The organism is Mesorhizobium sp. WSM4833, assembly GCF_055811095.1.
In genome coordinates, this window is record NZ_JBVVQG010000011.1 from 121,750 (window position 1) to 148,730 (window position 26,981).

A 26,981-nucleotide genomic window follows, 5' to 3' on the forward strand; every position below is an offset into this window, starting at 1 on the left:
GACGAAACTTTTCAGGCGTGATTTTCCGACTCGGCCGGCGGCCATCCGCCGGGCCGCCCGGGACAGCCGCTTGTCTTGATTTTGTCACGTCACAGGTCTAAGCGGCAGACGCACGGTCGGCGCTGGCGCCGGGAACCGTGCAATCCAACACGACGCGTCAATCCGAACGCACCCTTTGGCCCCAGCAAGGGAATCAGGCGATGATCAAGGCCTTCGTCGTGGACAATGATCGCCTGCGCGTCGTCGACGATCTCCTGGCAAACAGCGAGACCATCGTCTGGGCGGACCTGTTCAACCCGACAAAGGAAGAGGAAGCGACGATCGAGAGCTGGCTCGGCGTTGCCATTCCGACGCGCGAGGAGATGGAGGAGATCGAGATTTCGAGCCGCCTCTATGTCGAGGACGGCGCCTACTTCATGACCGCAACCCTGCCCGCCCAGACCGAGGTCGACGATCCCTTGATGTCGCCGGTCACCTTCGTGCTCGCCGGCACAAGGTTGATCACTGTGCGCTACCACGAGCCGAAGGCCTTCAAGACCTTTCCGCAGCGCGCCGAGAAGGTGGCGACCGGCTGCACCAGCGGCGACACCATCCTGATCGGCTTGCTGGAGGCGATCGTCGACCGTCTCGCCGACATTCTGGAGCGTGCCGGCCGTGACATCGAGGCGATCTCGCGCGATATCTTCGAGGCGCGATCGACCAAGGTTTCCAAGCGCAATCGCGACTTCCAGGAATTGTTGAAAGCCATCGGCCGCAAGGAGGACATCGCGTCTTCGATCCGCGACAGCCTGATCTCGCTGCAGCGCCTGGCGGGCTTTTTCGCCCATGCCTCGACCCGCACCAAGATGAGCAAGGACACCAAGGCGCGCATCAAGACGCTGTCCCGCGACGTGCTGTCACTCGCCGACCACGCCACCTTCCTATCGCAGAAGATCTCCTTCCTGCTCGACGCGACGCTCGGCATGATCTCGATCGAGCAGAACGCCATCATCAAGATCTTTTCGGTCGCCGCCGTCATCTTCCTGCCGCCGACTTTGGTCGCCTCGATCTACGGCATGAATTTCGACGTCATCCCCGAGTTGAAATGGGAACTTGGCTATCCCTTCGCCATCGCCATGATGGTGCTGTCGGCGATCCTGCCCTTCTGGTATTTCCGCCGCCGCGGCTGGCTCTGAGTGGGCCTGTCGATCGGCTGCCACAGGCTGGCGCAGTAGAAATCGCTTGACCAAATGAACGCCGGCCTGCATCCGGAAACCCCGATCCTGGGGATCGTGGGTCGACAAGCCGGATTCCAGACCATGACCGCAGAGATAAAAACATGGGCCTATGAGGACTTCATCGAGGGTGCATCGATCGACCTCGGCTCGAAGCTCGTGAGTGCCGCCGAGATCGTCGAATTCGCCGGAGAATTCGACCCGCAGCCGATGCATCTCGACGAGGAAGCCGGCAAGGCCAGCATCCTCGGTGGGCTGGCGGCGTCGGGCTGGCACACCTGCGCCATGTTCATGCGCATGCTGTGCGATGCCTTCCTGTTGGACTCGACCTGCCAGGGCGCGCCCGGCGTCGATCAGGTCAAATGGAAGAAGCCGGTCCTGGCCGGCGATCAACTGACCGGCACCCTGGTGGTCGTTGCCAAGCGCCTGTCCAAATCGAAGCCGCAACTCGGCTTCGTTACAATGCGCAGCGAACTGTTCAACCAGCGCGGCGAAAGCGTCTTCGAGCTCGAGAACTCCGCCATGTTCCTCACGCGCGATGCCGCGGGGAGCCAAGCATGACACTGGACGAGTTCTTTCGTATCGGCACCACGGTGACGCTCGGCTCGCACACATTCGAGCCCGAGGCGATCAAGGCCTTCGCCCGCAAATACGACCCGCAGATCTTCCATACCGACGAGGAGGCCGCGAAGAAAAGCGTGCTCGGCGGGCTCTGCGCATCCGGCTGGCACACCGCCGCCACCTGGATGAAACTCAATCTCGAAAACCGCATGGACGCCGAGATCGCTGCGTGGAGCGGCCCCGGTCCGGTGCCGGAATTCGGCCCCTCGCCTGGCTTCAAGAACCTGAAATGGCTGAAGCCGGTCTATGCCGGGCAAACCATCACCTTCACGCGCACCGCGCTGTCGCACCGCCCGATTGCCTCACGCCCCGGCTGGCGGCTGCTGGCGCTGCGTTCGGAAGCTTTCGATTCGACCGGCGCCAAGGTGCTCGAGTTCGAAAGCGCCGTGCTGGTGAAGGCCGAGTAGAGGCGGCGCTTCTTCCTTCTCCCATGTGGGAGAAGGGAAGAACGCTCAATGCCCCTCGAACCCAATCAGCGTCCGCACCGGCACGCCAAGCGCCTCCAGCTTGGCACGGCCGCCGAGGTCCGGCAGGTCGATGACGAAACAGGCGGCGAGGATGTCGGCACCTATCTGGCGCAGCAGCTTGACCGCCGCTTCAGCCGTGCCGCCGGTGGCGATCAGATCGTCGACCAGGATCACTTTCTCGCCCGGAGCAACACCGTCCTTGTGCATCTCCATTTCGTCCAGCCCGTATTCCAGGCTGTAGGCGACGCGCACCGTCTCGTAGGGCAGCTTGCCCTTCTTGCGGATCGGCACGAAACCGGCCGAGAGCTGATGGGCGACGGCGCCGCCAAGGATAAAGCCGCGCGCCTCGATGCCGGCGATCTTGTCGATCTTCTGGCCGGCATAGGGATGCACCAGTTCGTCGATGGCGCGGCGGAAGGCGCGCGCATTGCCAAGCAGCGTGGTGATGTCGCGAAACAGGATGCCGGGTTTGGGATAGTCCGGAATGGTGCGGATCGCGGCAAGCAGCGTGTCTTCGAGCGAGGATTTCATGGGTCGAGATTACCTGAAACGGAGATTGTTGCGCGACAATTGTTCGATCGAGCTGCAGCCCATCAGCTTCATGCCGCGTTCGATCTCGACCCGCATCTGTTCGAGCGCCCGTTCCACGCCGGGCTGGCCGGCCGCCGCGAGCGGAAACAGATAGTAGCGTCCGACGCCGACGGCCTTGGCGCCGAGCGACAGCGCTTTCAGCACGTGTGTGCCGCGCTGCACGCCGCCATCCATGATGACGTCGATCCTGTCGCCAACGGCATCGACGATCTCGGCAAGCTGGTCGAACGCCGCCCGTGAGCCATCCAGCTGCCGCCCGCCATGGTTCGACAGCACGATGCCGCTGCAGCCGATGTCGACAGCGCGTTTGGCATCCTCCACCGACATGACGCCCTTGAGGCAGAACGGACCCGACCAGAGCTTGACCATCTCGGCGACGTCGTCCCATGTCATCGACGGATCGAGCATCTCGGTGAAGTAACGGCTGATCGACATCGTGCCGCCGCCCATGTCGACATGCTCGTCGAGCTGCGGCAGCTTGAAGCCCTCATGGGTGAAATAGTTGATCGCCCAGGCCGGCTTGAGCGCGAACTGCGCCATTCCGGTAAGGTTGAGCTTGAAGGGAATGGCAAAGCCGGTTCGTTTGTCGCGCTCGCGGTTTCCCCCGGTGATGCTGTCGACGGTCAGCATCATCACCTCGACGCCGACCGCCTTTGCGCGCTGCATCATCGCCCGGTTAAGACCGCGATCCCGGTGGAAATAGAACTGGTAGACTTGCGGGCCGCTGCTGATGCTGCGCGCCTCCTCGAGGCTGACAGTGCCCAGCGACGACACGCCGAACATCGTGCCGTATTTGGCGGCGGCCTTGGCGACCGCGCGCTCGCCCTGGTGATAGAACAGGCGCTGCAAGGCGGTCGGCGAGCAATAGAACGGCATCGCCAGCTTCTGGCCCATGACCGTCACCGACATGTCGACCTCGCTCACCCCGCGCAGCACGTTGGGAACCAGATCGCAGGTCTCGAAGCTTTCGGTGTTGCGGCGATAGGTGACCTCGTCGTCCGCCGCGCCGTCGATGTAGTTGAAGATCGGCCCCGGCAGCCGCTGCTGCGCCATGCGGCGGTAATCGGAAAAGTTGTGACAGTCGCTGAGCCGCATCATCGAATTCCAAAGGCCATGGCGGGACAAGTTTCTCGCCACCGTTCGATGCATCGAATATCAACCTGTTGTCGGCGTGCCAACGGACTATTTTTCGAGCTGCCCTCCGGACATGGCCATGAGCAAAAAAAGGGACGCCGAAGCGCCCCTTTCTGGTCTGATCCGACTGACGAAGATTACATGCCGAGATCCGAACGAAGCTCGGCCCTGGCCACTTCATATTCGGCCTTGAAGTCGTCCCGGTTGAGCAGGACCGCGGCGATGACGCTGCCGGAAATCCTGCCCATCTCGACGTCGGACGCATAGTGGATGCCGCCGACCTCGCGGTTGTGGGCGTATTCGGCCGCACGCGCCATGATCTCTGCGCGCTTTTCAGGAACCATATCGGACAGGATAATGCCCATCATGGTGCCGACGGTGGCGTGGCCGGACGGCCAGGAACCGGAGCTCGACAACTTGACCGCCGGCTTGACGAGGTCGCTGAGCTGGTGCGGACGCGGGCGCTTCCAGAAATCCTTGGCCGGATCGACGACGGCGCCTTCGGTGGCCACGACGCGGTCGAAGAAGGCGCTGAATTTGGGCAGCGTTTCCTTGTTGAATTTCGGCCCCATGACGTTGGCGAAGCGCCAGACATTCTCGTCGGCATCGGCGACGGCGCTGGCTACCATCTCGGGCGTGCGTGTCACCTGCAGCATCAGCACCTCGCCGAGTTCGGCCTTGGTCTGCGCCGAATCGTTTGCCGGCGGCGGCGGCAGGATCATCGTCAGGTCGACATCCTTGTTGGTGACGAAAGGCTGGGCGTCCTCCGCTTGCGCGGCCGAGCCGACGATGAGCAGCAACAGGCCTGCCGCGAGCGATGCGTATCTTTTCATGGGTGCGATCCTTTGATGAGAGCAGCACAGGATCGCCGGATGCGGTGACGGCCATGTGACACGACCAGCATCCGGAAATGCAAAGGGCGCCTCTCGGCGCCCTTTGCGATCACTTGATCGTGTGGCTTAATGCGCCACGCCTTCCCACACCTTGCGCTTGGTGAGATAGACCAGCGCGCCGAACAAAAGCAGGAACACCAGAACGCGAAAACCGGTCTTCTTGCGGTCTTCCATATGCGGCTCGGCCGCCCATGCCAGGAAGGCGGAGACGTCGCGGGAATACTGGTCGATGGTCTGCGGCGCACCGTCATCATAGGTCACCTGGCCGTCGGAGAGCGGCTTGGGCATCTTCAGCGACACGCCGGACATGAAGTACGGATTGTAGTGGGTGCCTTCCGGGATCACCATGCCGGCAGGCGGCGTCTGGTCGTAGCCGGTCAGCAGCGAGTGGATATAGTCGGGGCCGCCCGCGTCGTACTGGGTGAAGATATCGAAGACGAACTGCGGAAAACCGCGTTCGACACCGCGAGCCTTGGCCAGCAGGGACATGTCTGGCGGAGCAGCACCGCCATTGGAGGCAGCGGCGGCTTCCTCATTGGCGAAGGGCGGCGGGAAGTGGTCGGACGGCTTGCCGGGACGGTCGAACATGTCGCCGGCATCGTTGGGACCGTCGTGGATGGTGTACTCGGCCGACAGCGTCTTGATCTGCGCATCGGAATAGCCGAGGTCCGACAGCGTGCGGAACGCCACCAGGTTCATCGAATGGCAGGCCGAGCAGACTTCCTTGTAGACCTTGAGGCCGCGCTGCAGCTGCGCCTTGTCATAGGTGCCGAATGGGCCAGTGAAACTCCAGTCCATTTCCTTCGGCTCGTCGATCGGGAAATGCGTCGGATTGGCCACATTGTGTGCCTCTTCGGCGGCGATCGCCCGAGTGCCCGCGGCCCCAGCGGCGACGGCCACAAGGCCGATCAGCGCCAGCGAGGTGAGAATCTTTTTCATGCCAAATCCCCTTAGATTCTCTACCCGCTCAGCCTTTGGTTTCCGGAGCCGCCGTAGCGCCCGCCGGATGTCCGCTGCCGCCCTTGTTCTTCTCGAGCACCGCCTCGGTGATCGAGTTCGGCAACCGTCGCGGCGTCTCAATCAGGCCGAGCACCGGCAGCGCGATCAGGAAGAAGGCGAAGTAGAACAATGTCGCCATCTGCGCCATGAACACATAGCTGCCTTCCGCCGGCTGCGAGCCCAGCCAGCCAAGCAGGATGGCATCGGCCACGAACAGCCAGAAGAACAGCTTGTACCAGGGCCGGTAAACCGCCGAGCGCACCTTCGAAGTGTCGAGCCACGGCACCAGGAACAACATGACGATGGCGCCGAACATGCATAGCACGCCGCCGAGCTTGGAGTTGATCGGCCCGACATTGAAGGTGATGGCGCGCAGGATCGCGTAGAACGGCAGGAAGTACCATTCGGGCACGATGTGGGCCGGCGTCTTCAGCGGGTTGGCGACGATGTAGTTGTCGGGATGACCGAGATAGTTCGGCAGGTAGAAGACGAAATAGGCGAAGAAGAACAGGAACACGATCATGCCGAACGCGTCCTTGATGGTCGCGTAGGGGGTGAAGGCCACGGTGTCGGTCTTCGACTTGACCTCGATGCCCGTCGGGTTCGACTGGCCGACGACATGCAGCGCCCAGATGTGCAGCACGACAACGCCGGCGATCATGAACGGCAACAGATAGTGCAGCGCAAAGAAACGGTTCAGCGTCGGGTTGTCGACGGCAAAGCCGCCGAGCAGCAGCTGCTGGATCCAGTCGCCGACCAGCGGAATGGCGCTGAAGAAGCCGGTGATGACGGTGGCGCCCCAGAAGCTCATCTGGCCCCATGGCAGCACGTAGCCCATGAAGCCGGTCGCCATCATCAGGAGATAGATGATGCAGCCGAGGATCCACAGCAGCTCGCGCGGCGCCTTGTAGGAGCCGTAATAGAGGCCACGGAAGATGTGGATGTAGACGGCGACGAAGAAGAAAGAGGCGCCGTTCGAATGCATGTAGCGCAGCAGCCAGCCCGAATTCACGTCGCGCATGATCTTCTCGACCGAGCCGAAGGCCAGATTGGTGTCGGCCGTATAGTGCATGGCCAGCACGATGCCGGTCAGGATCTGCGCCACCAGCATGATCGACAGGATGCCGCCAAAGGTCCACGCATAGTTGAGGTTACGCGGCACCGGATAGGCAACGAAGCTGTCATAGACCAGCCGCGGCAGCGGCATGCGGGCGTCGAACCAGCGTCCGAGACCGGTTTTGGGCGTATAGGTCGAGTGTCCCTCGCTCATCGAAATATCCCCCTGCCTCAACCGATAAGGATCTTGGTATCGGAAATGAACTTGAATACCGGAACCGGCATGTTCTCCGGCGCCGGGCCTTTGCGGATGCGGCCGGCGGTGTCGTATTGCGAACCGTGGCACGGGCAGAACCAGCCGCCGAAATCGCCTTCCTGGCCAAGCGGAATGCAGCCGAGATGCGTGCAGACCTGAACCATCACCATCCAGGCTTCCTTGCCGGGCGTGGTGCGATTGGCGTCGGTCGCCGGTGCGTCGGCCGGGAGATTGGCGTTGCGGGCGATCGGATCCTTGAGATCGGCCAGCTTGACCGCCTCGCCGTCCTTCATTTCCTGTTCGGTGCGGTTGCGGACCACGACCGGCTTGCCGCGCCATTTGACGATCAGCGACATACCCGGCGTCAGCGAGGCGACGTCGACTTCGACCGAGGCGAGCGCCAGCGTCGAGGCGTCAGGGCGCATCTGGTCGATGAACGGCCACGCGAAAGCACCCGCGCCGACCACTGCGGCCATGCCGGTGGCGACGTAGAGAAAATCACGACGGTTGGGATCCTGGGTGTCGGTTGCGCTCACGGGTGCCTGATCCTTTCGCCTCTTCCGTGCCGGTGGTTGAGCCTTGTTCCCCGCTCAATTACGCCAACCCGACAGCGCATGGCGAACAGGCTTGCGAATTCCTCCGGCATTTGGACTTCGGTTTATGCGTGAAGCCCGTTTTTGTCCAGACGGGTGAAGGCACAAGGGCAGATTGTCGCGGGGACAAAATCCGCCGCCGGTCAACACGACGCCGGATAGCCGCCAACCATCACTAAACAACCGGGAAACAACCGCAAATCCGACGCCCTTGTTCGGCTCGACACAAGGCCCCAGCCGGGTCTATCCTTGTCATCATGGCACACGTCATAGACCGCGACACCTGGGCCGTTCGCTCGGACCATTGGAAGGGCGAGTTGCAATGTGGCGCCTACGGCTCCAACTCCTGCCTGATCTTCAACTATCTGCCTGATGTCGGCGGCGGCCCGCGCCTGCACACACATCCCTACGCGGAGATCTTCATCATCCGCCAGGGCACCGGCCTGTTCACCGTCGGCGACCAGGAAATCGAGGCATCCGCCGGCCAGATCCTGATCGTGCCACCCAATACGCCGCACAAATTCACCAATCTCGGCCCAGGCCCACTGGAAACGACCGACATCCACGAGAATGGCAGCTTCATCACCGAATGGCTGGAGTGATCCCTATTTCGCGCCGAGCCTGGCCAGCACCGCTTTCGGGATGTTGTATTCACGAATGACGGCATCGTGCTTGCGCAAGCCGCACAGCTCGCGCTGGATGAAATAGCCATGCACCGCCTCGGCGGCATCCTTGAGCAGAAGGGGGCGCAGTTGCTCGTCGGCATTGTCGCGCAGCCTGGCCAGCGTTTCCTCTACCCGCTGGCCGGCGCGGCCGAGTGCTGCCGCCTTTTCCGCCAATATTTCATGGCCGAGCGCGTCGAAGGCGGCTTCGGCGGCCGAGGCGCCGGCAAGATGAGATGGCGGACGCAAGGACATTTCAGCCTCCTTTCCCGAAAACCATGCGGTGTGTGACGAACTCTTCGCCCGCCACGCGCTGAAAGCCAAGCCGTTCATAGAAACCGAAGGCTTCTTGCGGCGCGCGGGTGTTCAGCATGGCGAAATGGTGACGTGCCCTGTCGACAACGGTTTCGACCAGCATCCGGCCAAGGCCGGCGCGACGGTGGCGCGCGCTTACAAACAGGTGCCGGACCCGGCCGTGGCCCCTGCCCTCGAAATAGGGATCGATGTTCAACCCGCACACGCCGGCGAGTTCCCTTCCATACCAGGCTCCGTACAGCGCCTCCCCCCGTTTCAGGAACTTGCTGCGGCCACTTGCCCAGCCATCCGCAAGGCGTACCAGCATCCAGTAGCCCTCCAGCCGGCTCTCTTCCTTCAGCGTATCGAAGGCCGGCATGGTCGGCCGGAGCCGCTTGAGCACGTAGCCGACCTCTGGGATGGCGCCTGTCGATCCACCCATGGAGCTACTCCGCCGGGCGCGTCTCTTCGAGCACGCTGTCTTCGTGATAGAGAAAACCGCCGGACTGCCGCTTCCACAGCCGCGCATAGAGCCCGTCGAGCGCCACCAATTGGTCATGCGTGCCTTGCTCGACAATGCGGCCGCCGTCGAGCACCACCAGACGATCGAGTGCTGCGATCGTCGACAGCCGGTGGGCGATGGCGATGACCGTCTTGTTTTCCATCAGCCGTGTCAGATTCTCCTGGATCGCCGCCTCGATGTCGGAATCGAGTGCCGAGGTCGCCTCATCGAGAATCAGGATCGGCGCATCCTTGAGGAAGACGCGGGCGATCGCCACGCGCTGGCGCTGGCCTCCCGACAGCTTGACGCCGCGCTCGCCGACAAACGCCTCGTAGCCGGCGCGGTCCCTGTTGTCGCGCAAGGTCAGGATGAACTCGTGCGCCTCAGCCTTTTTCGCCGCCGCGATCACCTCCGCATCGGTCGCGTCAGGCATGCCGAGCTTGATGTTGTCGCGCAGCGAACGGTGGAACAGCGCCGTGTCCTGGCTGACGACGCCGATATTGGCGCGCAGCGAATTCTGCGTAACTTTGGCGACATCCTGGCCATCGATGGTGATCGACCCGCTCTCGAGATCGTAGAGGCGCAGGATCAGATTGGCGAGGGTCGTCTTGCCGGCGCCGGACGGTCCGACCAGCCCTACCTTCTCGCCTGGCCTGACGACAAGGTCGATGCCGTTCAGCACGCCGAAACCTTTGCCGTAATGGAACTCGACGTTCTTCACCGCGATACGGCCGCCTGCCACGACGAGTTCCTTGGCGTCGGGCGCATCGGTGAGGCCGAGCGGCTGCGAGATCAGCGCCTTGGAATTTTCCAGCACGCCGAGGTTTCGCAAGATGCTGTTGAGCTGCATCATCAGCCGGCCGAGCAGCATGTTGAGGCGCAGCACCAGCGACAGGGTGAAGGCGACCGCGCCGACGGTGATCGAGCCCTCGACCCAGAGATAGACGGCAAAGCAGCCGATCGCCGTGATCATGATGCCCGACAGCGTGGTCAGCGCCATGCGCACGCCGGTCAGCCGGCGGGTGAACGGGCGCAATGCGTCGAGATAGATGTCGAAACCGTTCCTGATGTAGCGGTCGTCGCCATCGGCCGAGAACAGTTTCAGCGTCTGCACGTTGGAATAGGAATCGACGATGCGGCCGGTGATCATCGAGCCGGCCTCAGCTGTTTCCTCGGCATGCTTGCGGATTGCCGGCAAATAGAGCTTGGCCAGCCAGCCGAAGGCGGAAATCCAGATCACCACCAGAACCGCCAGCCTGAGATCGAGGCCTGCGACCAGCGCCAGCGTCGTCACCGTGTAGACGATCATAAACCAGACGACCTCGATGAAGCTTTCCATCAAGTCGCCGGTCGCCTGGCCCGCCTGCCAGACCTTTGTCGCGATGCGGCCGGCGAAATCGTTCTGGAAAAAAGCGTAGGACTGGCGCGAGACATGCCGGTGCGCCTGCCAGCGCACCAGATTGTAGAAGCCCGGCGTGATCGTCTGTTCGTCGACCAGCGCCGACAAGCCGACGACGACGGTGCGGATGACCAGCACCACCACGGCCATGAAAACCAGTTCAGGGCCGGCAGCGGCCCACAGTGCGTGCCAGCTGCGCTCGGCGGGAAGCTGGTCGAGAATATCGACCAGCCGCCCGACGAAGTAGAACAGGCCGGCCTCGACCAGCGGCGCGATGCCGCCGATGACCAGCATGGCGAAGAAGGCGAACTTCGCCTGGCCGACATAGTGCCAGAGAAAGCCGCCGACACTGATCGGTGGCCGAAGATTCGCCGGCTCCCTGAACGGATAGACCCAGTTCTCGAACCAGCGATAGACGGCTGTCATCATGCGGCGGCCATCATTCTGCGGCTTGCCCCTTTGCAAGTGCGTCGTTGGCGGCGTCGGCGGGACCGTCCTCAAGCAGGAACCCGCCCGACTGGCGCTGCCAGAGCTGCGCGTAGAGCCCGCCCTTGGCGACGAGTTCTTCGTGCGAACCTTCCTCGATGACACGGCCCTTGTCCATCACCACCAGCCTGTCCATCGCCGCGATGGTCGACAGCCGGTGCGCGATGGCGATGACGGTCTTGCCTTGCATGAGCTTGTAGAGATTCTCCTGGATCGCCGCCTCGGCTTCGGAATCAAGCGCCGAGGTCGCTTCGTCAAGGATAAGTATAGGTGCATCCTTCAACATAACGCGAGCAATGGCGACGCGTTGCCGCTGGCCACCGGACAATTTGACGCCGCGGTCACCGACATGGGCGTCGAAGCCCTTGCGGCCGCTGGCATCCGAAAGCCCTGATATGAAGTCCAGCGCCTCGGCGCGCCGCGCCGCCTCGACAAGCATCTCGTCGGTTGCATCGGGCCGGCCATAAAGGATGTTCTCGCGCACCGAACGATGCAGCAGCGAGGTGTCCTGCGTGACCATGCCTATCTGCGCACGAAGCGAATCCTGCTTCACAGCGGCGATTTCCTGGCCATCGACCAATATCTGCCCGGCTTCGAGGTCGTAGAAGCGCAGCAACAGGTTGACCAGCGTCGACTTGCCGGCGCCGGAACGGCCGACGATGCCGACCTTCTCGCCCGGCTTCACCGCCAGCGACAGGCCCTCGATCACACCCTTCTGCTTGCCGTAGTGGAAGCGGATGTCCTCGAAGCGGATCTCACCCCTGGAGACGCTGATCTCCTTCGCGTCCGGCCTGTCCTCGACAAGGCGCGGCAGCGAGATCGAGGCGATACCGTCCTGCACCGTGCCGATGTTCTCGAACAGGCCCGACATTTCCCACATGATCCATTGCGACATGCCCCACAACCTGAGCACAAGGCCGATGACCACGGCGACCGCGCCGATCGTCACTGCTTGCCCCAGCCACAGCCACAGCGCCATCGCGGTCACCGAGAACAAGAGCAGCGCGTTCAGTATGTAGAGCGAGCCGAAAAGCACTGTCACCAGGCGCATCGACCGGTAGACCGTTTCGAGAAAGCCGGACATACCGTCTTTGGCGAATGACGCTTCGCGGCGTGCATGGCTGAACAGCTTGACCGTCTGGATGTTGGAGTAGCTGTCGACGACCCGGCCCGTCATGATCGAGCGCGCATTGGCCTGTTCCTCGCCGACCTTGCCCAGCCGGGGAATGAAAAACCGCAGCAAAAGGATATAGCCGACCAGCCAAACGCCGAGCGGCGCGGCCAGCCGCCAGTCGGCCGAGCCGACGATGAGCAGCATGCCGAGGAAGTAGACGATAACGTAATTAAGGACGTCGATCACCTTGATGACGCATTCGCGCACGGCGAGAGCCGTCTGCATCAGCTTGGTCGCGATGCGGCCGGCGAACTCGTCCTGGTAGAAACTCATCGACTGCTTGAGCAGATAGCGGTGCACCTGCCAGCGGATGCGCATGGGATAGTTGCCCATCAGCGTTTGCTGGTTGAGGAGCGAATGCAGCCATACGGTGCCCGGCAGTGCGAACAGCACGATGAAGGCCATGCCGGCAAGCTTCCAGGCTTCCGTCTGCAGGAAGGTTTCGCGATTCTGCCCCGACAGCCAGTCGACGATGCGGCCGAGGAAGCCGAACATCCACACTTCCGCGATCGCGATGGCCGTCACCAGCACTGCGTCGAAAAGGATATAGGGCCAGGCGCCGCGCGTATAATGCACGCAGAAGGCAACCAGCGTCTTGGGCGGCTCGACCGGTTCCGCCGCGGGGAACGGATCGAGCCTTTTTTCAAACCAGCTAAACAACAACATAGGTCATGCCTGTGAAATGTGTTTGCCGCTTACGCGGCACGTGAGCGTACGAAGTCCCCGGAACCCATGGCGTCGAGTGCCGACGGTCCGGAATCACCCGGACCGTCGGCAATGCTTCGCGCAATATAGGGGCTCGCGGGCTTTTCGCCGACAGCTGCGCCAGACGATCCTGACGACACGGTGCCGCCAGCCCGGTTTTTCGCGCCAGGCCGGATCAGCCGGATGATCCGGCGCACCAGCGACGGCCGCCCGGGATCGGGAACCGCGCGCGAAAAATCGACATCCGGCAGCATGCCGCGATGCGGCCGGCGGCGAACCTCGGCGTGAACCGCCGACGAATAGGTGTCGCCGATCAGCAGCGCCCAGGTCGGCAGTCGGTGGATATGCAGGCTCCTCGAGCCCGGTATTCTGTAGGGATCGAACATCGGTCCGTCCTCCGTGTGAAAATCGAGATAAAAAGGCGAAGCAATATCGTCCGCCGGCATTCGCCCGGAGGCACGCATTGCATCGGTCCGGACATGACGAGTGTCGGTCCGGACAGCTTCAGTTGGGGCGTTCAGCCCTTTTGACTTTTTGAAAAACATCGCAGGATTCCTTCGGAAGCCGAAAAATCGTTTCGGCGGGAATCGGTGCGATCAAGTCTTAGAGAGTCAGGAGAATCGTCGTACCGAAACCGCCGGCAGGCAGGTAAGCCCACGAGAGGGGCGCTGGATGTGCATGGTCATCATGAATTACCCCTCCATCGGTTCGGGTTGACAATGCTGGTTGTATACCCGACTTCGCAGAAAATGGCCACCCGCAGGTCCAGCAATTTCCAAAACCGCCAAGCCGCTGTGGCCGATCCGCCACTTATTAGAAGGACGCGGAAATGAACCGTCGTCTCCGCATCGCGCTCTACCAGCCTGACATTGCCGGCAACACCGGAACAATCCTGCGCTTCGCCGCGTGCCTCGGACTTGGCGTCGACATCATCGAACCGGCCGGATTTTCGCTCTCCGACAAGGCGCTCAAGCGAGCCGGCATGGACTACCTCGAAATGGCTGCCCTGACCCGGCACGTCGACTGGCACGCCTTCGAGGAATGGCGCAAGGCTGATTCGCACCGGCTGGTGCTGCTGTCGACCAAAGCCACGACGGCCTACACCAGCTTCAGCTTCGCGGACGGTGACGTCCTCCTGTTCGGCCGCGAATCCGCAGGCGTGCCGGATCCTGTCCATCAGGCGGCGGATGCGCGCCTGACCATCCCCATGCAGGATACGGCGCGCAGCATCAACGTGGCGCTCTCCGTCGCCATGGTGGTGGGCGAAGCCATCCGGCAACTCGGATAACGGCACTCCGTCTCCCGACATCTCGACCCAGGCGCACATCGCCTTCTCCTTCGTTTGCACATCCAGGGTTTCTTCGCTACAAGCTCAACTTAACTTGAGGTCAAGCAGAAAAATCGGGACGGAAAATCAGACATGGCGCCTGTAACGGAATTAACGGTTGGCCAGGTGGCCATGCGCAGCGGGGTGGCGGTGTCGGCGCTGCATTTCTACGAGGCCCGCGGCTTGATCCGCAGCCACCGCACGTCGGGCAACCAGCGCCGCTACGGCCGCGACGTGCTGCGGCGCGTGGCGATCATCAAGGTCGCACAGGAGGTCGGCATCTCGCTGGCCGAAATTGGTGCCGCACTTGAATCACTGCCCGAAAGCCGCACGCCGACGCGCGACGACTGGAACCTTTTGTCGACCGCCTGGCGCGACGGGCTCGATCACAAGATCGCCCAGTTGAAGAAACTGCGCGACGGGCTGACCGACTGCATCGGCTGCGGCTGCATGTCGATCGACAAATGCCCGCTGCGCAACAAGGGTGACCGGCTGGCACGCGAGGGAACGGGGGCAAGGAGGCTGGTCGCTCTTCCTTCTCCCCGTTCACGGGGAGAAGGTGCCTGAACGCAGTGAAGGCGGATGAGGGGCGGCGCCAGCATTGAGAGGTTCGCGCCGCCCCTCAACCTGCCTGCCGGCACCCTCTCCCCGTAAACGGGGCGACGAAATCCTAGTCGGCCGCAGGCAACCGCCTGATGGTGAACTCGATCAGGTCGCCCGGCCGCTCGAACCAGCTTTCGATCTCGGTCCAGTAGGCCTGCTTGGGAAAGCGCTCGAACCATTCCTTGGCCTTGAGCCGGGCATCGGAGCGTGGCAGCACGAAGGTCTCGCGCAGGAAACCGTCGCGCGGCATACGCACGCGCTCGGCACGGCTTTGGTCGAGCCTTTTCTTTAGGCCATCCAGCGGCGGTCTTGCCGGGGTGCGCACGAAACAACTCCTTGCACCGTAATGACACTTGACCCTGTCCCCTAAGAGATTAGGGATCGCGCCGGCAAAAGACGAGTCATTTGTGGGACTCGCCGCCCCAACCGGAGACGGCATTTGGAACGACCAGAAATACCGGCGGGCCTGCCCGCCGACATCGAACAGAAGAAGATGAAGGCGCGCCTCTGGTTCGAGGCGCTGCGCGAACGCATCTGCGCCACCTTCGAGCAGATCGAGCAGGATCTTGGCGGGCCGCTGGCCTCGTGGTCGCCCGGCCGCTTCGAAAAGACGCCATGGGAACGTGACGAGGGGCGCGGCGGCGGCGGCACCATGTCGATGATGCACGGTCGCGTCTTCGAAAAGGTCGGCGTCCACACATCGACCGTCCATGGCGAGTTCTCACCCGAATTCAGGAAGCAGATGCCCGGTGCAGAGGAAGACCCGCGCTTCTGGGCATCCGGCATTTCGCTGATCGCGCACCCATGGAATCCCAACGTTCCGGCCGTGCACATGAACACGCGCATGGTGGTCACATCCAGCCAATGGTTCGGCGGCGGTGCCGATCTGACACCGGTGCTCGATCGCCGCCGCACCCAGGACGACCCCGACACGGTCGCCTTCCACCGCGCCATGCAATTCGCTTGCGAGAAGAATGTCGCGGTGGCCGATTACCCAAAATTCAAGGCCTGGTGCGACGAGTACTTCTATCTTTCGCACCGCAACGAGCCGCGCGGCACCGGCGGCATCTTCTTCGACTGGCTGCATTCGGGTGAGGACAAGGGCGGCTGGAATGCCGATTTCAACTTCGTCCAGGATGTCGGCCGCGCTTTTCTCGTCGTCTACGGCCACCTTGTGCGCGCCAACTTCAACGAGAACTGGACCGATGGCGACCGTGACGAACAGCTCATCCGCCGCGGCCGCTACGTCGAATTCAATCTGCTTCACGATCGCGGCACCATATTCGGACTGAAGACCGGCGGCAATGTCGCCGCCATCCTCTCCAGCCTGCCGCCCGAGGTCCGCTGGCCGTAACAAAATGGTGAGCCCGACGTGAGCCGCATTGATGTCCCATTCGCTCGAAATGGGCATGGAATGTGGCACACGGTGCGGCGAAAAATTTCTTTTTCGTCTAATAGGTTCTTGAAAAGACTGGTCTATTTGTGGCGCGGGGTCGGGAAGCGCCGGCGGTTCGCCTGCGCGCAATTTCAGGAAAGTGCGAAACGGCTTTCCGACCGGAATTGCGTCAAGACAAAGCGAGCCGCGACCCGACGCGACCGGACGGCCCAAGACGACGCGGGACATCTTCGTCAAAAAGATACCCGCCTTTCCAGGAGTACTTCGCAATGCGCAAGATCATTGTTTCGGCGGCCGCCGCTGCCCTTCTCGCTTCCGGTTCGGTGGCGTTCGCCGCCGTCAAGCACACCACCGGGACGATCAAGACCTTTGACACGACGGCCATGAGCCTGGTCCTCGACGATGGATCGTCTTTTACGCTTCCCAAGACCTTCAAGGATCCTGGCCTGCAGGTCGGTGAAAAGGTCCGTGTCTCATGGGACATGAGCGGCAAGAAAAAGATTGCCGAGGCTGTCAAGATCGCCAAGTGAAGGCCTGCCCGCCAAAACGGGACGAGACGATGTCTGGCCCTGTTTCGGGGTAGTGTTTAGAGGGCGGAGCGATGCTGCTCCGCCCTTTTGCCGTTGACGGCAACCAATACCACCCCATCTGTGTTATGCTTCTCACCCGTTCGCGGTCCGCGGTTTCAACCCTGGAACCGGACATGAGCCAAAAAAAAGTGCCGGAGCCTCGACCAGGCTCCACGGAGGAAAAGGAGAAATCTCATGAAGGAATTTCACTGCGGGTCGCTCGTGCCCGGCTGTGACTGGCACACACGTGCCGACGAGGAAGCCGAGGTCATGCGCCGTGCCGTCGAGCACATGCGCGAGACACATGGCGAGACGGTCATCCGCGAGACGATGATCGAGGCGATCCGTTCGCGCATCGAAAAGACCCGCGACGCGGCCTGATCTACCCGGCCTGCAAGGCTTCGGCGGCGCGCTTGAGGAGCGCGTCGCGATCAGGGGCAAACCCGGCTTCGACCCATTCCGCTTCGAGATTCCTCAGGATTTCGCCGAGTTTCGGGCCTGGAGTTGCGCCGAGCACCGTCAGATCGGCACCTTTCAGCGGAAACAACGGCTTTTCCCATTTGGTGGCGAAGCCAAGCAGGCGCGAAAAGCCACCGGCTTCGAGCAGCGCCTCATTGTCCTCGACGGCGCGCATCCTGGCTGCCGCAAGCGACAGCCGCAGACGGTCGACAAACCCCTGCCGGTCGCCGCGATAGAGCCTTTTTGCCAGTTCGCCCTCGGTCGTCTTCGGCTCGACGGCGGTGGCGAGCGCCCAGTGGCGCAGGCGATCCGCTTCGGCGGTCGAGAGTTTGAGCCGCTCGGCGAGCGACTTCATGCGAGCGGCATCGGGCGGCACGATCGCTTCCAGTCTGAGCAGCGGGTCGGGTGCCCAGCCCAGATCCTTGCCGGCCTTGGCCAACCCATGGATGGCATCGATACCCCATTTCTCGCTTTCCGGCAGCGCCGCGGTCAAGACACCTGCCTGCCGCATCCAAAGCAGCGCCCGTGACGGATCGGGCGCCGACAAAAGTTTCTTCAGTTCCGACCAGATGCGCTCGGACGAAAGCTGGGCCAGCCCTTCCTTCAGACGGGCGCAGGCTTTCAGCCCCTCGGCGTCCGGCCGTCCGTCGCCGTACCAGGCGAAGAAGCGGAAGAAGCGCAGGATGCGCAGGTAGTCTTCGCGAATGCGCGCTTCCGGGTCGCCGATGAATCGCAGCCGGCGCGCCTCGATGTCGGCAATGCCGCCGACCAGGTCGACCACCTTGCCATCGGCCTCGGCATAGAGCGCGTTGATGGTGAAGTCGCGCCGCTCGGCATCGAGCTTCCAGTCGCGCCCGAACGACACTTTCGCGCGCCGCCCGTCGGTTTCGATATCGGCGCGCAAGGTGGTGATTTCATAGGGCTTTCCACCGGCAACCACGGTGATTGTCCCATGCTCGATACCGGTTGGCACCGCCTTGAACCCTTCCGCTTCGGCGCGGCGGAGGGTTTCCTGCGGCAAGCAGGTGGTGGCGATGTCGATGTCGGCGACCGGCTGGCCCATCAGTGTGTTGCGCACCGCGCCGCCGGCGACTCGCGCCTCTTCACCGCCTTCGGCCAGTGCGAACAGCAGGCGCTGCAGATGCTTGTCGGTGAGCCAATCGGCCCTGCCCGCGATCGAGACACTCACGCATAGAGCCTTTCATAGAGAGTACGAAGGATGCCGGCGGTGACGCCCCAGATGCGCCGGTCGCCGTAAGGCATGTCGTAGAAGAACCATTCGAGATCGTTCCACATACGGCTGTCGCGCTTGTGGTTGGCCGGGTCCATCAGGAAGCGCAGCGGCACTTCGAAAGCGGCATCGACCTCGTCTGCGTTGAGCGTCAGTTGGAAACCGGGCCGCACGATGCCAAGCACCGGGGCGATGCGGTAGCCGCTGCCGGCGACATAGTCGGGCATGCGGCCGATGATCTCGATGCGATCTCGGCCAAGCCCGATCTCCTCGAAGGTCTCGCGCAGCGCCGCCGCCTCAGGGCTCGGATCGGTCGGATCGATAGTGCCGCCGGGAAAGGCCACCTGCCCCGAATGGCTGCGCAGCTTTTCGGCCCGTTTGGTCAGAAGAACCGTCGCATCGCCCTCATGATCGACCACCGGGATCAGCACCGCGGCATTGCGCAGCGCCTTGCCCTGATTGAGGCGCGGATGGCCGGGGTTGAAGCGATGGTCGCCATAGTCGTCGTCGCCTGCATGCGCATCGGGCTGCACGGCAAAGCGCGCGCGAAAATCCGCGGATGAAAACGGCGCCGGCGTCGCCTGGTCCATCACGCGCTCAGCCGCTTCAACTGGTCCGCCGGCATGATCGGGAACACGGCGCCCTTGGAGCGCACCGCGAACATCGTCTCGCCGTCGATTTCGATCTCCTCGCCATGCCCGACCAGTTCATACATCACCGGCCGCGCCACCAGCGCCTCCAGACGGCCACGCACCAGCACATAGGGCTTCAACCCGCCGGTCTCGTTCTCATCGACAAACCGCAGCGGCCGTTCCGGCCCGGCTTCGACGACGTCGCCGACATTGGTGCGGAAGGTGATTGTCTGCGCCTCGCCGCTGCCCGAAACGTCCATTTCGACGGCGATGAACGGCGCATCGGCGACGCGGATGCCGACCTTTTCTACCGGTGTCACCAGATAGGTCCTGCCATCGGCGTCCTTGCGCAGCACCGAGGAGAAAAGCTGCACCAGCGGCATGCGCCCGATCGGCGTGCCCAGATAGAACCAGGTGCCGTCGGCCTTGATCTCCATGTCCAGATCGCCGCAGAAGTCGGGATTCCAGCGTTCGACAGGTGCCGCGCCCTTGCCGGCACGGGCGGCGCGCGAGATCAGCGCCTCGAGACCACGCGCCTCGGTGGCATCAGTCAGGCTTTCTCCACGATGTCCCAAGGGTCCCGTCATGGTCACGAAATAGTCACTGTTGTTCCGCTTGTCAGCCTAGGTCTGTGATTTAAGTTTCGATGTAGGCGCCACGCGAGGCCGAATCGCGGCAACTTATGGTATGGTGCAGCCGTTGTTCCAGCCATGGTATTCCAACCACAAGGATCGATGCGGCATGAGCGTGATGGTCAAGGAAAGCCCGATCAGCGAAAAGGACATGATCGCCGAGGCCGAAAAGGCGCTTGCCGACATCTCCCGGATCCGCGACGGGGTCGGCCGGGTCATCTTCGGACAGGAAAGCGTCGTCGAGCGCACGCTGGTGGCGCTGCTGGCCGGTGGCCATGCGCTTTTGGTCGGCGTGCCGGGTCTCGCCAAGACCAAGCTGGTTGAAACACTTGGCATCGTGCTCGGCCTCGATTCGCGTCGCATCCAGTTCACGCCGGATCTGATGCCGTCCGATATCCTCGGCTCCGAAGTGATGGAGCAGGACGAGACCGGAAAACGCTCCTTCCGCTTCATCTCCGGGCCGATCTTCGCCCAGCTGCTGATGGCCGACGAGATCAACCGCGCGTCGCCGCGCACTCAGTCGGCGCTGCTGCAGGCCATGCAGGAATACCACGTCACCATTGCCGGCGCCCGCCATGACCTGCCGGCGCCCTTCCACGTGCTGGCAACCCAGAACCCGCTGGAGCAGGAGGGCACCTATCCGCTGCCCGAGGCACAGCTTGACCGCTTCCTGATGCAGGTGGACATCCTCTATCCCGAAATCGAGGCGGAGCGCCGCATCCTTCTGGAAACCACCGGCGTCGAGGACGCGAAAGCGCAAAACGTGCTGCAGCCGGTGCGGCTGAAGGAGATCCAGACGCTGATCCGCCGCATGCCGGTGCCTGAAAGCGTCGTCGAGGCGATCCTGACGCTGGTGCGCTCGGCGCGTCCCGGCCAAGGCAATGCCGAGACCGATAAGAACGTCGCCTGGGGTCCCGGCCCGCGCGCCAGTCAGGCGCTGATGCTGTGCACAAGGGCGCGCGCGCTTTACGACGGACGGCTGGCGCCCTCGGTCGACGACGTCCGTGCGCTGGCCGAGCCGGTGCTGCAGCATCGCATGGCGCTGACCTTCGCCGCCCGCGCCGAAGGCACCAGCGTGCGTGACGTGGTGGCGAAACTCGTGAAAGGGATTTGATGCCGCGCATCGGCGAGGTCCAGGCTCCGGCAGCGACGCGCGACGCGCTCGCCCGTGGCCGGTTGCGGGCCTCGCTTGTGCCAGACCTGCTGGTCGAGGCGCGGCGCATCGTCAACACCGTGATCGCCGGCTGGCACGGCCGCCGCAAGCGCGGCATCGGCGAGAATTTCTGGCAGTTCCGGCCCTATGTCGAGGGCGATTCCTCGCGCATCGACTGGCGCCGCTCGGCCCGCGACGACCACACCTATGTGCGCGACCGCGAATGGGAAGCCGCCCATACCGTCTGGCTGTGGGCCGACCCCTCGCCGTCGATGCTCTACAAATCGACAGGCGCCAGCGTTTCCAAGCAATCGCGCGCGCTGGTGCTGGCGCTGGCCATGGCCGAGCTGTTGTCGCGCAGCGGCGAACGCATCGCCTGGCCGGGCCTCACCGACCCGTTCACCGCCCGCAACGGCGCCGAACGCATTGCCGCCCAGTTGATGCATGCCGGCGAGCTGCCGGCAAAACCCGACCTGTCCGACATCAGGCGCTTCTGCGACATCGTCATCGTCAGCGACTTCCTCGATCCCGTCGAGGAGACGATGGCTTGGCTCGACGTGCTGGCCCGCCACGGCGTGCGCGCCCACCTGATCGAGGTCGCCGACCCGGCCGAGGAGACCTTCCCCTATGCCGGCCGCACCGAATTCACCGATCCCGAGACCGGCGACAAGCTGACCGCCGGCCGCGCCGAAATGCTGGGTGATGAGTATCGCCTGCTCTACACCGCCCGCCGCCACGAACTGGCCGCCTGGTGCAAGCGGCTTGGCTGGAGCTTTACCGTCAACCACACCGATCGGCTCGCCTCCGACGCGCTGGTGCGGCTGCACATGGCGATGACCACTGATGGCCCCTCGGTCAGGCCGACCGCTGGCGGTCGTGCAGGCATCGCTGGTGGCGATCGGCCAGGAAAGGCTGTCGCATGAGTTGGCTGCCGCTCTCCTTTGGCGCCCCCATGGTGCTGTGGGGCCTGCTGGCACTGCCGGTGATCTGGTGGCTGCTCAGGCTGACGCCGCCCAAGCCGCAGACCGAGATCTTCCCGCCGCTGAAGATCCTGGCGCGCGTACTGAAGCGCGAGGAGACGCCGCAGCAGAGTCCGTGGTGGCTGACGCTACTCAGGCTCTTGATGGCGGCCCTCATCGTCGCGGCATTGGCCGACCCGGTCTTCAATCCGCGCGAAAAGCTGCCGGCCGAGGGAGCCGCCCTTGCCTTGGTCATCGACAATGACTGGGCAAGTGCCGCCGACTGGGGCAAACGCGTCGCCACCGCCGAGCGGCTGATCAACGACGCCGGCTCCAACGGCGTGCCGGTCGTCATCGCCTTCACCGCCGAAAAGGCCAATGCCGAGATCGGCCCGTTCGATGCCACCACCGCCCTTGACCGGCTGCGCGCCGCCAAGCCGCGGCCGATCCCGACCGACCGGCCGGCCGTCTATACCCGCGTCGCCGGCGTGCTGGAGACCTTGCCCGGGGCCAGTGTCGCCGTGCTTGCCGACGGCCTGGCGGCAAAAGGCGATGAAGCCGCCTTCAACACGCTTTTGTCGAAAAATGCCGCCCGTGTCGTCTGGGCAACCGCCGACAGGCTGTCGCTGACGGGCCTGACCGCCGCCGACAACCAGGTCGACGGCTTTGCGCTGACCGCCATCCGCGCGCCGGGCGACCCTGCCCCGGCGCAGGTCACCGCCGGCGCCTTCGACGACAAGGGCCGCCGCATCGCCGATGCGACGCTGACCTTTTCGCCTGGCGAAACCACCGCCACCGGCACCATGGCGGTGCCGTTCGAATTGCGCAACGACTTCGCTTCGATCGCGCTCGACGGCGAGCGGCAGGCCGGTGCGGTGCGCGTCCTCGACGAAAGCTCCAAGCGCCGCCGCGTCGGGCTGCTGTCGCAGGCCGAGGCCGACCAGGCGCAGCCGCTTTTGTCGCCACTCTACTACATCAGGCGGGCGCTGCAGCCCTTCGCCGATCTGGTCGAACCCTCCAGCGCCGACCTCGCCGACGCCATCCCGCAGATCCTCGACCAGAAGCCCGCGATGATTGTCATGGCCGATATCGGCACCATTCCCGGACATGTCCGGCAGAGACTTGTCGATTGGGTCGACAATGGCGGCACGCTGGTGCGTTTCGCCGGTTCGCGGCTGGCCACGGCGGGCGATGACGACGATTTGCTGCCGGTCCGCCTGCGCACCGGCGAGCGTTCGCTCGGCGGCGCGCTGTCATGGACGTCGCCGCAGCCTGTCACCGAATTCCCCAAGGCCGGCCCGTTCGCCGATCTGGCGCCGCCGACCGAGGTCACTGTCAGCAGACAGGTGCTGGCCGAGCCGACACCCGATATCGTCGAGCGCACCTGGGCGGCCCTTGCCGACGGCACGCCGCTGGTCACCGGACTGAAGAAAGGCAAGGGCACGCTGGTGCTGTTCCACGTCACCCCTGAGGCAACCTGGTCGAACCTGCCGATCTCCGGCAGCTTCGTCGAGATGCTGCGCCGCATCGTGCAGCTGTCGCGCAACCAGGGCGCGGCCATCGCCAATGCCGAAGCCGCCGCGGCGTCGCTGGCGCCCTATCGCATGATTGCAGCCGACGGCTCGCTGGTGCCGCCGACACCGGATGCACGGCCGCTTGTACCGGGCGCCGGCGCGCTGCCGGTGACTTTTGAAAACCCGCCCGGCCTCTATGGTTCCGAGACGGGTGTGTTTGCCCATAATCTGCTTGAAGCCGACAGCACGCTGGCCCCGCTGGCGCGCCCGCAAATCACTGTTCCCGTCACCTCGATCCAGTATGCCTTTGACGAATCGCGCAATTTGAAGGGCGCGCTGGTCGCGGCCGCCCTGGTGCTGATGCTGCTCGATACGCTGGCGGTATTCTGGATGGGCGGCCTGTTCTCACGCCGACCGCGCCGCGCCGGTGCCATGGCAACCACCGCCGCGGTCCTGATTGCGCTGGGTAGCTTGTTCGGTCATGCCGACCTTGCCCGCGCCGACGACGCCAAGCCGGGTGACGAAATTGCCATCGAGGCGATTTCGAAGACCCGCATCGCCTATGTGCTGACCGGCGTGCCGGGCGACGATTCGATCAGCCGTGCCGGGCTCGAGGGCCTGACCCGTTTCCTGGTCGAAAAGACGGCCCTTGAACCGGGCGCGCCAGCCGGCGTCGACATCTCGAAGGACGAGCTGTCGTTCTATCCGCTGATCTACTGGCCGATCGATCCGGCCGCCCCGATGCCGAGCCAGGCCGCCATCGCCCGCATCGACGCCTATATGCAGCAGGGCGGCACGGTGCTGTTCGACACCCGCGACCAGTTCGCCAACGGCATCGGCGCCGATTCGACCAGCCCGGCGACGGAGCGGCTGCGCGACATCCTCGGCAACCTCAACGTGCCGCCGCTGGAGCCGGTGCCGTCCGACCACGTGCTGACCAAATCCTTCTTCATCCTGCCCGAATTCCCCGGCCGCTTCGCCGGCAGCCCACTGTGGGTCGAGGCGTCGCTCGACGCCAGCAATGCCGAGAACCGGCCGGTGCGCACCGGCGACGGCGTCTCGCCTATCATGATCACCGCCAATGATTTTGCCGGCGCCTGGGCGGTCGACGAGAATGGCGATCCGCTGCTGCCGACCGTACCGGCGGACCCGATGCAGCGCGTCTACGCGCTGCGCGCCGGCGTCAACATCATGATGTACATGCTGACCGGCAACTACAAATCCGACCAGGTGCACGTGCCCATACTGCTCGAACGGCTGGGGCAGTAAGATGAGTTTGTTTGGTGCCCTCCGGTCGCGGATAAACCCTCCCCAAAAAGAGGAGGGTAAGGAATGAACTGGTCGATTTCCTTCGAACCGCTGATCTCCTGGCCCCTGTTGGCCTTGGCGCTGGTGCCGCTGGCGCTGCTGGCGCTTGTCGGCCTGTGGTTTCGCCAGCGCGGCTCGGTCTTCCGCTTCATCGCCCTTTTGGCGCTCGCCGCCGCTTTGTTCAACCCGGTGTTCCTCAACGAGGAGCGCGAGCCGCTGAAAAGCGTTGTCGCCCTCGTCGTCGACCGCAGCCAGAGCCAGGATATCGGCGATCGCACCAAGCAGACCGACGAGGCGCTGGCCGGGCTGCAGCAGCGGCTTGGCCGCTTCAAGCAGTTCGACGTGCGGGTCGTCGAGGCCGGCAAATCCGAGGCCGCCGAAGAGCGCACCGAGACACGGCTGTTCGGCGCGCTTGAAGGCGCCTTCCGCGACGTGCCGCCGTCACGCATCGGCGGCGCGATCATGATCACCGATGGCGAGGTCCATGACGCGCCGCCGGGCGCGCCCGATTTCAACGCCCCGCTGCATGCGCTGATCACCGGCAATGACCACGAAAAGGACCGCCGCATCCGCTTCGAGAACGCGCCGCGCTTCGGTCTTGTTGGCAAGCCGCTCGACATGACCTACCGCGTCATCTCGACCGAAAACGAGACTGGCCCGGTCGATGTGCGCGTCTCGGTCAATGGCGAGCAGGTCGCCGTCGAGCACGCCACCGTTGGCCAGGCCATGCCGCTGCAGGTCACCATTCCGGGCGCCGGCCGCAACATCGTCGAACTCGCCATCGATCGCGAGCCGGGCGAACTGACCGACACCAACAACCGCGCCATCGCACTGATCGACGGCATTCGCGAGAATCTGCGTGTGCTGCTCGTCTCCGGCGAGCCGCATGCCGGCGAGCGCACCTGGCGCAACCTGCTGAAATCCGACGCCTCGGTCGATCTTGTCCATTTCACCATCCTGCGGCCGCCGGAAAAGCAGGATGGCACGCCGATCAACGAATTGTCGCTTATCGCCTTCCCGACCCGCGAACTGTTCGTCGAGAAGATCAAGGATTTCGACCTCATCATCTTCGACCGCTACCAGCACCGCGACGTGCTGCCGATCCTCTATTACGACTACATCTCCGAATATGTCGAAAAGGGCGGCGCGCTGCTGATCGCGGCCGGCCCCGAATATGCCGGCGAAAGCTCGATCGCGCGCACGCCGCTGATGGCCGCCCTGCCGGCGATGCCGACCGGCGAAGTTGTCGACAAGGCCTTCTATCCGCGCCTCACCGAACTCGGCCAGCGCCACCCGGTGACGCGTGGGCTCGATGGCTCGGCCACCGAGCCGCCGCACTGGAGCCGCTGGTTCCGCACCATAGGCGTGCAGAACCCGGAAGGCGAAGTGGTCATGAAGGGCGCCGACAACCGGCCGCTGCTGCTGCTCGACCGCAAGGGAGAAGGCCGCGTCGGCATGCTGCTGTCCGATCAGGGCTGGCTGTGGGCGCGCGGCTTCGAGGGCGGCGGCCCGCATGTCCAGCTTTATCGGCGCATCGCGCACTGGCTGATGAAGGAGCCGCAGCTCGAGGAGGAGCGGCTGACCGCCGATGGTCGTGGCATGGTGCTGGAAATCCGCCGCCAGACGATGGCCGACGATCCCGGCGCCGCGCAGATCATCACTCCGTCCGGCAAAACCTTGACGGTCAAGCTCGACAAAGCCGAGCCCGGGGTCTTCCTCGGCAGCGTCGAGACCAGCGAGATCGGGCTCTACCAGGTCGCCAATGGCGACCTCACCGCGCTCGCCCATGTCGGGCCGGTCAACGCACCGGAATTCGCCGACGTCATTTCCACCGAAAACCGGCTGAAGGCGCCGGCCGAAGCCACCGGCGGCAGCGTGCGCCGGCTGGCGTCTTCCACAGCCCTTGGCAGCGACGTGACGCTGCCTTCCATCGTGCCGGTGCGCTCGGCTGGTGCCGCATCCGGCAGCGACTGGATCGGCCTGCGCACGACAGACGACAGCGTGCTCAAAGCCGTCTCGCGCGTGCCGCTGTTCGGCGGCTTCCTCGGCCTCGGCCTGCTGCTTCTGGCAATGGGTTCGATGTGGTACCGCGAGGGACGGTAGCGCGGCGCTCTTTTCCTTCTCCCTTGTTGTGGGAGAAGGGAAAGCCCCC

Annotated in this window: 28 protein-coding genes; 13 read left to right on the forward strand and 15 right to left on the reverse strand. The window is 63.9% G+C overall.

Annotated elements, in window-relative coordinates; translation table 11 throughout:
* Positions 1-200: 200 nt before the first annotated feature.
* The 3 genes from corA to AC0L2D_RS22485 all read left to right on the forward strand — a co-directional run bounded on the left by corA (position 201) and on the right by AC0L2D_RS22485 (position 2,242).
* Positions 201-1,175 (forward strand): magnesium/cobalt transporter CorA, encoded by a 975-nt coding sequence (gene corA / locus AC0L2D_RS22475; protein ID WP_023809832.1) that lies wholly within the window; start codon positions 201-203, stop codon positions 1,173-1,175.
* A 123-nt stretch (positions 1,176-1,298) separates the two neighbouring features.
* Positions 1,299-1,775, forward strand: coding sequence for a MaoC family dehydratase (locus AC0L2D_RS22480; protein WP_013529991.1), 477 nt, complete (start codon positions 1,299-1,301; stop codon positions 1,773-1,775).
* A complete protein-coding gene (locus AC0L2D_RS22485) occupies positions 1,772-2,242 on the forward strand; it encodes a MaoC family dehydratase (protein WP_013529990.1) in 471 nt (156 codons plus the stop codon). Before AC0L2D_RS22480 ends, AC0L2D_RS22485 begins: the two co-directional genes overlap by 4 nt.
* Positions 2,243-2,287: 45 nt before the next feature.
* On the opposite strand, the gene AC0L2D_RS22490 is transcribed toward AC0L2D_RS22485, so the two are convergent.
* The 6 genes from AC0L2D_RS22490 to petA form a co-directional block, all read right to left on the reverse strand.
* The gene (locus tag AC0L2D_RS22490; protein ID WP_013529989.1) at positions 2,288-2,833 is read right to left on the reverse strand and encodes an adenine phosphoribosyltransferase; all 546 of its coding nucleotides are present in this window, start codon (positions 2,831-2,833) and stop codon (positions 2,288-2,290) included.
* Between the two features lie 9 nt (positions 2,834-2,842).
* Positions 2,843-3,988 carry an alpha-hydroxy acid oxidase gene (locus tag AC0L2D_RS22495; RefSeq protein WP_473542455.1) on the reverse strand — a complete coding sequence of 382 codons (1,146 nt, stop codon included), beginning with the start codon at positions 3,986-3,988 and terminating at the stop codon, positions 2,843-2,845.
* Between the two features lie 176 nt (positions 3,989-4,164).
* Entirely contained in the window at positions 4,165-4,860 is a 696-nt protein-coding gene (locus tag AC0L2D_RS22500) for an acid phosphatase (RefSeq protein WP_027162161.1), read from the reverse strand.
* Positions 4,861-4,986: 126 nt separating this feature from the next.
* Positions 4,987-5,859: a cytochrome c1 gene (locus AC0L2D_RS22505; RefSeq protein WP_013529986.1), complete on the reverse strand. Its 873-nt coding sequence runs from the start codon at positions 5,857-5,859 to the stop codon at positions 4,987-4,989.
* A gap of 28 nt (positions 5,860-5,887) precedes the next feature.
* Positions 5,888-7,189, reverse strand: coding sequence for a cytochrome b (locus tag AC0L2D_RS22510; RefSeq protein WP_013529985.1), 1,302 nt, complete (start codon positions 7,187-7,189; stop codon positions 5,888-5,890).
* A gap of 17 nt (positions 7,190-7,206) precedes the next feature.
* Positions 7,207-7,767: a ubiquinol-cytochrome c reductase iron-sulfur subunit gene (gene petA / locus AC0L2D_RS22515; protein ID WP_473542458.1), complete on the reverse strand. Its 561-nt coding sequence runs from the start codon at positions 7,765-7,767 to the stop codon at positions 7,207-7,209.
* Between the two features lie 314 nt (positions 7,768-8,081).
* Here petA and AC0L2D_RS22520 point away from each other — a divergent pair, with 314 nt between their 5' ends.
* Positions 8,082-8,426 carry a cupin domain-containing protein gene (locus AC0L2D_RS22520; protein ID WP_013529983.1) on the forward strand — a complete coding sequence of 115 codons (345 nt, stop codon included), beginning with the start codon at positions 8,082-8,084 and terminating at the stop codon, positions 8,424-8,426.
* A gap of 3 nt (positions 8,427-8,429) precedes the next feature.
* Here the strand turns inward: AC0L2D_RS22520 and AC0L2D_RS22525 are convergent, their stop codons facing one another.
* From AC0L2D_RS22525 to AC0L2D_RS22545, 5 genes are read right to left on the reverse strand one after another with little or no spacing between them, the layout of a single operon-like run.
* Positions 8,430-8,741 (reverse strand): DUF6665 family protein, encoded by a 312-nt coding sequence (locus AC0L2D_RS22525; protein ID WP_013529982.1) that lies wholly within the window; start codon positions 8,739-8,741, stop codon positions 8,430-8,432.
* A 1-nt stretch (position 8,742) separates the two neighbouring features.
* A complete protein-coding gene (locus AC0L2D_RS22530; protein ID WP_084015986.1) occupies positions 8,743-9,222 on the reverse strand; it encodes a GNAT family N-acetyltransferase in 480 nt (159 codons plus the stop codon).
* 4 nt (positions 9,223-9,226) lie between these two features.
* Complete coding sequence (locus tag AC0L2D_RS22535) at positions 9,227-11,110, reverse strand: ABC transporter ATP-binding protein (protein ID WP_032808649.1); 1,884 nt, start codon at positions 11,108-11,110, stop codon at positions 9,227-9,229.
* Positions 11,111-11,120: 10 nt separating this feature from the next.
* Complete coding sequence (locus tag AC0L2D_RS22540) at positions 11,121-13,007, reverse strand: ABC transporter ATP-binding protein (RefSeq protein ID WP_064994492.1); 1,887 nt, start codon at positions 13,005-13,007, stop codon at positions 11,121-11,123.
* A gap of 29 nt (positions 13,008-13,036) precedes the next feature.
* Complete coding sequence (locus AC0L2D_RS22545; RefSeq protein WP_013529978.1) at positions 13,037-13,432, reverse strand: hypothetical protein; 396 nt, start codon at positions 13,430-13,432, stop codon at positions 13,037-13,039.
* A gap of 443 nt (positions 13,433-13,875) precedes the next feature.
* Between AC0L2D_RS22545 and AC0L2D_RS22550 the strand changes: the two genes are divergently transcribed.
* Together AC0L2D_RS22550 and soxR are read left to right on the forward strand one after the other, a co-directional pair.
* On the forward strand, positions 13,876-14,334 hold the full coding sequence (locus AC0L2D_RS22550; RefSeq protein WP_064994491.1) for a tRNA (cytidine(34)-2'-O)-methyltransferase: 459 nt from the start codon (positions 13,876-13,878) through the stop codon (positions 14,332-14,334).
* Between the two features lie 132 nt (positions 14,335-14,466).
* Positions 14,467-14,940, forward strand: a complete 474-nt coding sequence (soxR, locus tag AC0L2D_RS22555) for a redox-sensitive transcriptional activator SoxR (protein ID WP_013529976.1) — start codon at positions 14,467-14,469, stop codon at positions 14,938-14,940.
* A 103-nt stretch (positions 14,941-15,043) separates the two neighbouring features.
* Here soxR and AC0L2D_RS22560 read toward each other — a convergent pair whose 3' ends face one another.
* Positions 15,044-15,301 (reverse strand): hypothetical protein, encoded by a 258-nt coding sequence (locus AC0L2D_RS22560; RefSeq protein ID WP_013529975.1) that lies wholly within the window; start codon positions 15,299-15,301, stop codon positions 15,044-15,046.
* A 114-nt stretch (positions 15,302-15,415) separates the two neighbouring features.
* Here AC0L2D_RS22560 and hemF point away from each other — a divergent pair, with 114 nt between their 5' ends.
* The 3 genes from hemF (at position 15,416) to AC0L2D_RS22575 (ending at position 17,322) form a co-directional block, all read left to right on the forward strand.
* Positions 15,416-16,330, forward strand: coding sequence for an oxygen-dependent coproporphyrinogen oxidase (gene hemF / locus AC0L2D_RS22565; RefSeq protein WP_024504549.1), 915 nt, complete (start codon positions 15,416-15,418; stop codon positions 16,328-16,330).
* Positions 16,331-16,641: 311 nt separating this feature from the next.
* The gene (locus AC0L2D_RS22570) at positions 16,642-16,902 is read left to right on the forward strand and encodes a DUF1344 domain-containing protein (protein ID WP_013529973.1); all 261 of its coding nucleotides are present in this window, start codon (positions 16,642-16,644) and stop codon (positions 16,900-16,902) included.
* A 234-nt stretch (positions 16,903-17,136) separates the two neighbouring features.
* Entirely contained in the window at positions 17,137-17,322 is a 186-nt protein-coding gene (locus tag AC0L2D_RS22575; RefSeq protein WP_013529972.1) for a DUF1059 domain-containing protein, read from the forward strand.
* A gap of 1 nt (position 17,323) precedes the next feature.
* Here AC0L2D_RS22575 and AC0L2D_RS22580 read toward each other — a convergent pair whose 3' ends face one another.
* Genes AC0L2D_RS22580 through AC0L2D_RS22590 form a run of 3 tightly spaced genes read right to left on the reverse strand, consistent with a single transcriptional unit; the run spans position 17,324 to position 19,850 of the window.
* Positions 17,324-18,589: a CCA tRNA nucleotidyltransferase gene (locus tag AC0L2D_RS22580; RefSeq protein ID WP_027162167.1), complete on the reverse strand. Its 1,266-nt coding sequence runs from the start codon at positions 18,587-18,589 to the stop codon at positions 17,324-17,326.
* The gene (locus AC0L2D_RS22585; RefSeq protein WP_063172947.1) at positions 18,586-19,221 is read right to left on the reverse strand and encodes a CoA pyrophosphatase; all 636 of its coding nucleotides are present in this window, start codon (positions 19,219-19,221) and stop codon (positions 18,586-18,588) included. Before AC0L2D_RS22585 ends, AC0L2D_RS22580 begins: the two co-directional genes overlap by 4 nt.
* Positions 19,221-19,850, reverse strand: a complete 630-nt coding sequence (locus AC0L2D_RS22590; protein WP_063172948.1) for a DUF1285 domain-containing protein — start codon at positions 19,848-19,850, stop codon at positions 19,221-19,223. The genes AC0L2D_RS22585 and AC0L2D_RS22590 overlap by 1 nt, the downstream gene beginning before the upstream one ends.
* 154 nt (positions 19,851-20,004) lie before the next feature.
* On the opposite strand from AC0L2D_RS22590, the gene AC0L2D_RS22595 reads away from it, so the two are divergent.
* The 4 genes from AC0L2D_RS22595 (at position 20,005) to AC0L2D_RS22610 (ending at position 26,932) form a co-directional block, all read left to right on the forward strand.
* Positions 20,005-21,009 (forward strand): AAA family ATPase, encoded by a 1,005-nt coding sequence (locus AC0L2D_RS22595; RefSeq protein ID WP_473542464.1) that lies wholly within the window; start codon positions 20,005-20,007, stop codon positions 21,007-21,009.
* Positions 21,009-21,971: a DUF58 domain-containing protein gene (locus tag AC0L2D_RS22600; protein WP_013529967.1), complete on the forward strand. Its 963-nt coding sequence runs from the start codon at positions 21,009-21,011 to the stop codon at positions 21,969-21,971. Before AC0L2D_RS22595 ends, AC0L2D_RS22600 begins: the two co-directional genes overlap by 1 nt.
* Positions 21,968-24,790, forward strand: coding sequence for a DUF4159 domain-containing protein (locus AC0L2D_RS22605; protein ID WP_473542466.1), 2,823 nt, complete (start codon positions 21,968-21,970; stop codon positions 24,788-24,790). The genes AC0L2D_RS22600 and AC0L2D_RS22605 overlap by 4 nt, the downstream gene beginning before the upstream one ends.
* 63 nt (positions 24,791-24,853) lie before the next feature.
* Positions 24,854-26,932, forward strand: a complete 2,079-nt coding sequence (locus tag AC0L2D_RS22610) for a hypothetical protein (protein ID WP_473542468.1) — start codon at positions 24,854-24,856, stop codon at positions 26,930-26,932.
* The last annotated feature ends 49 nt before the right edge of the window (positions 26,933-26,981 follow it).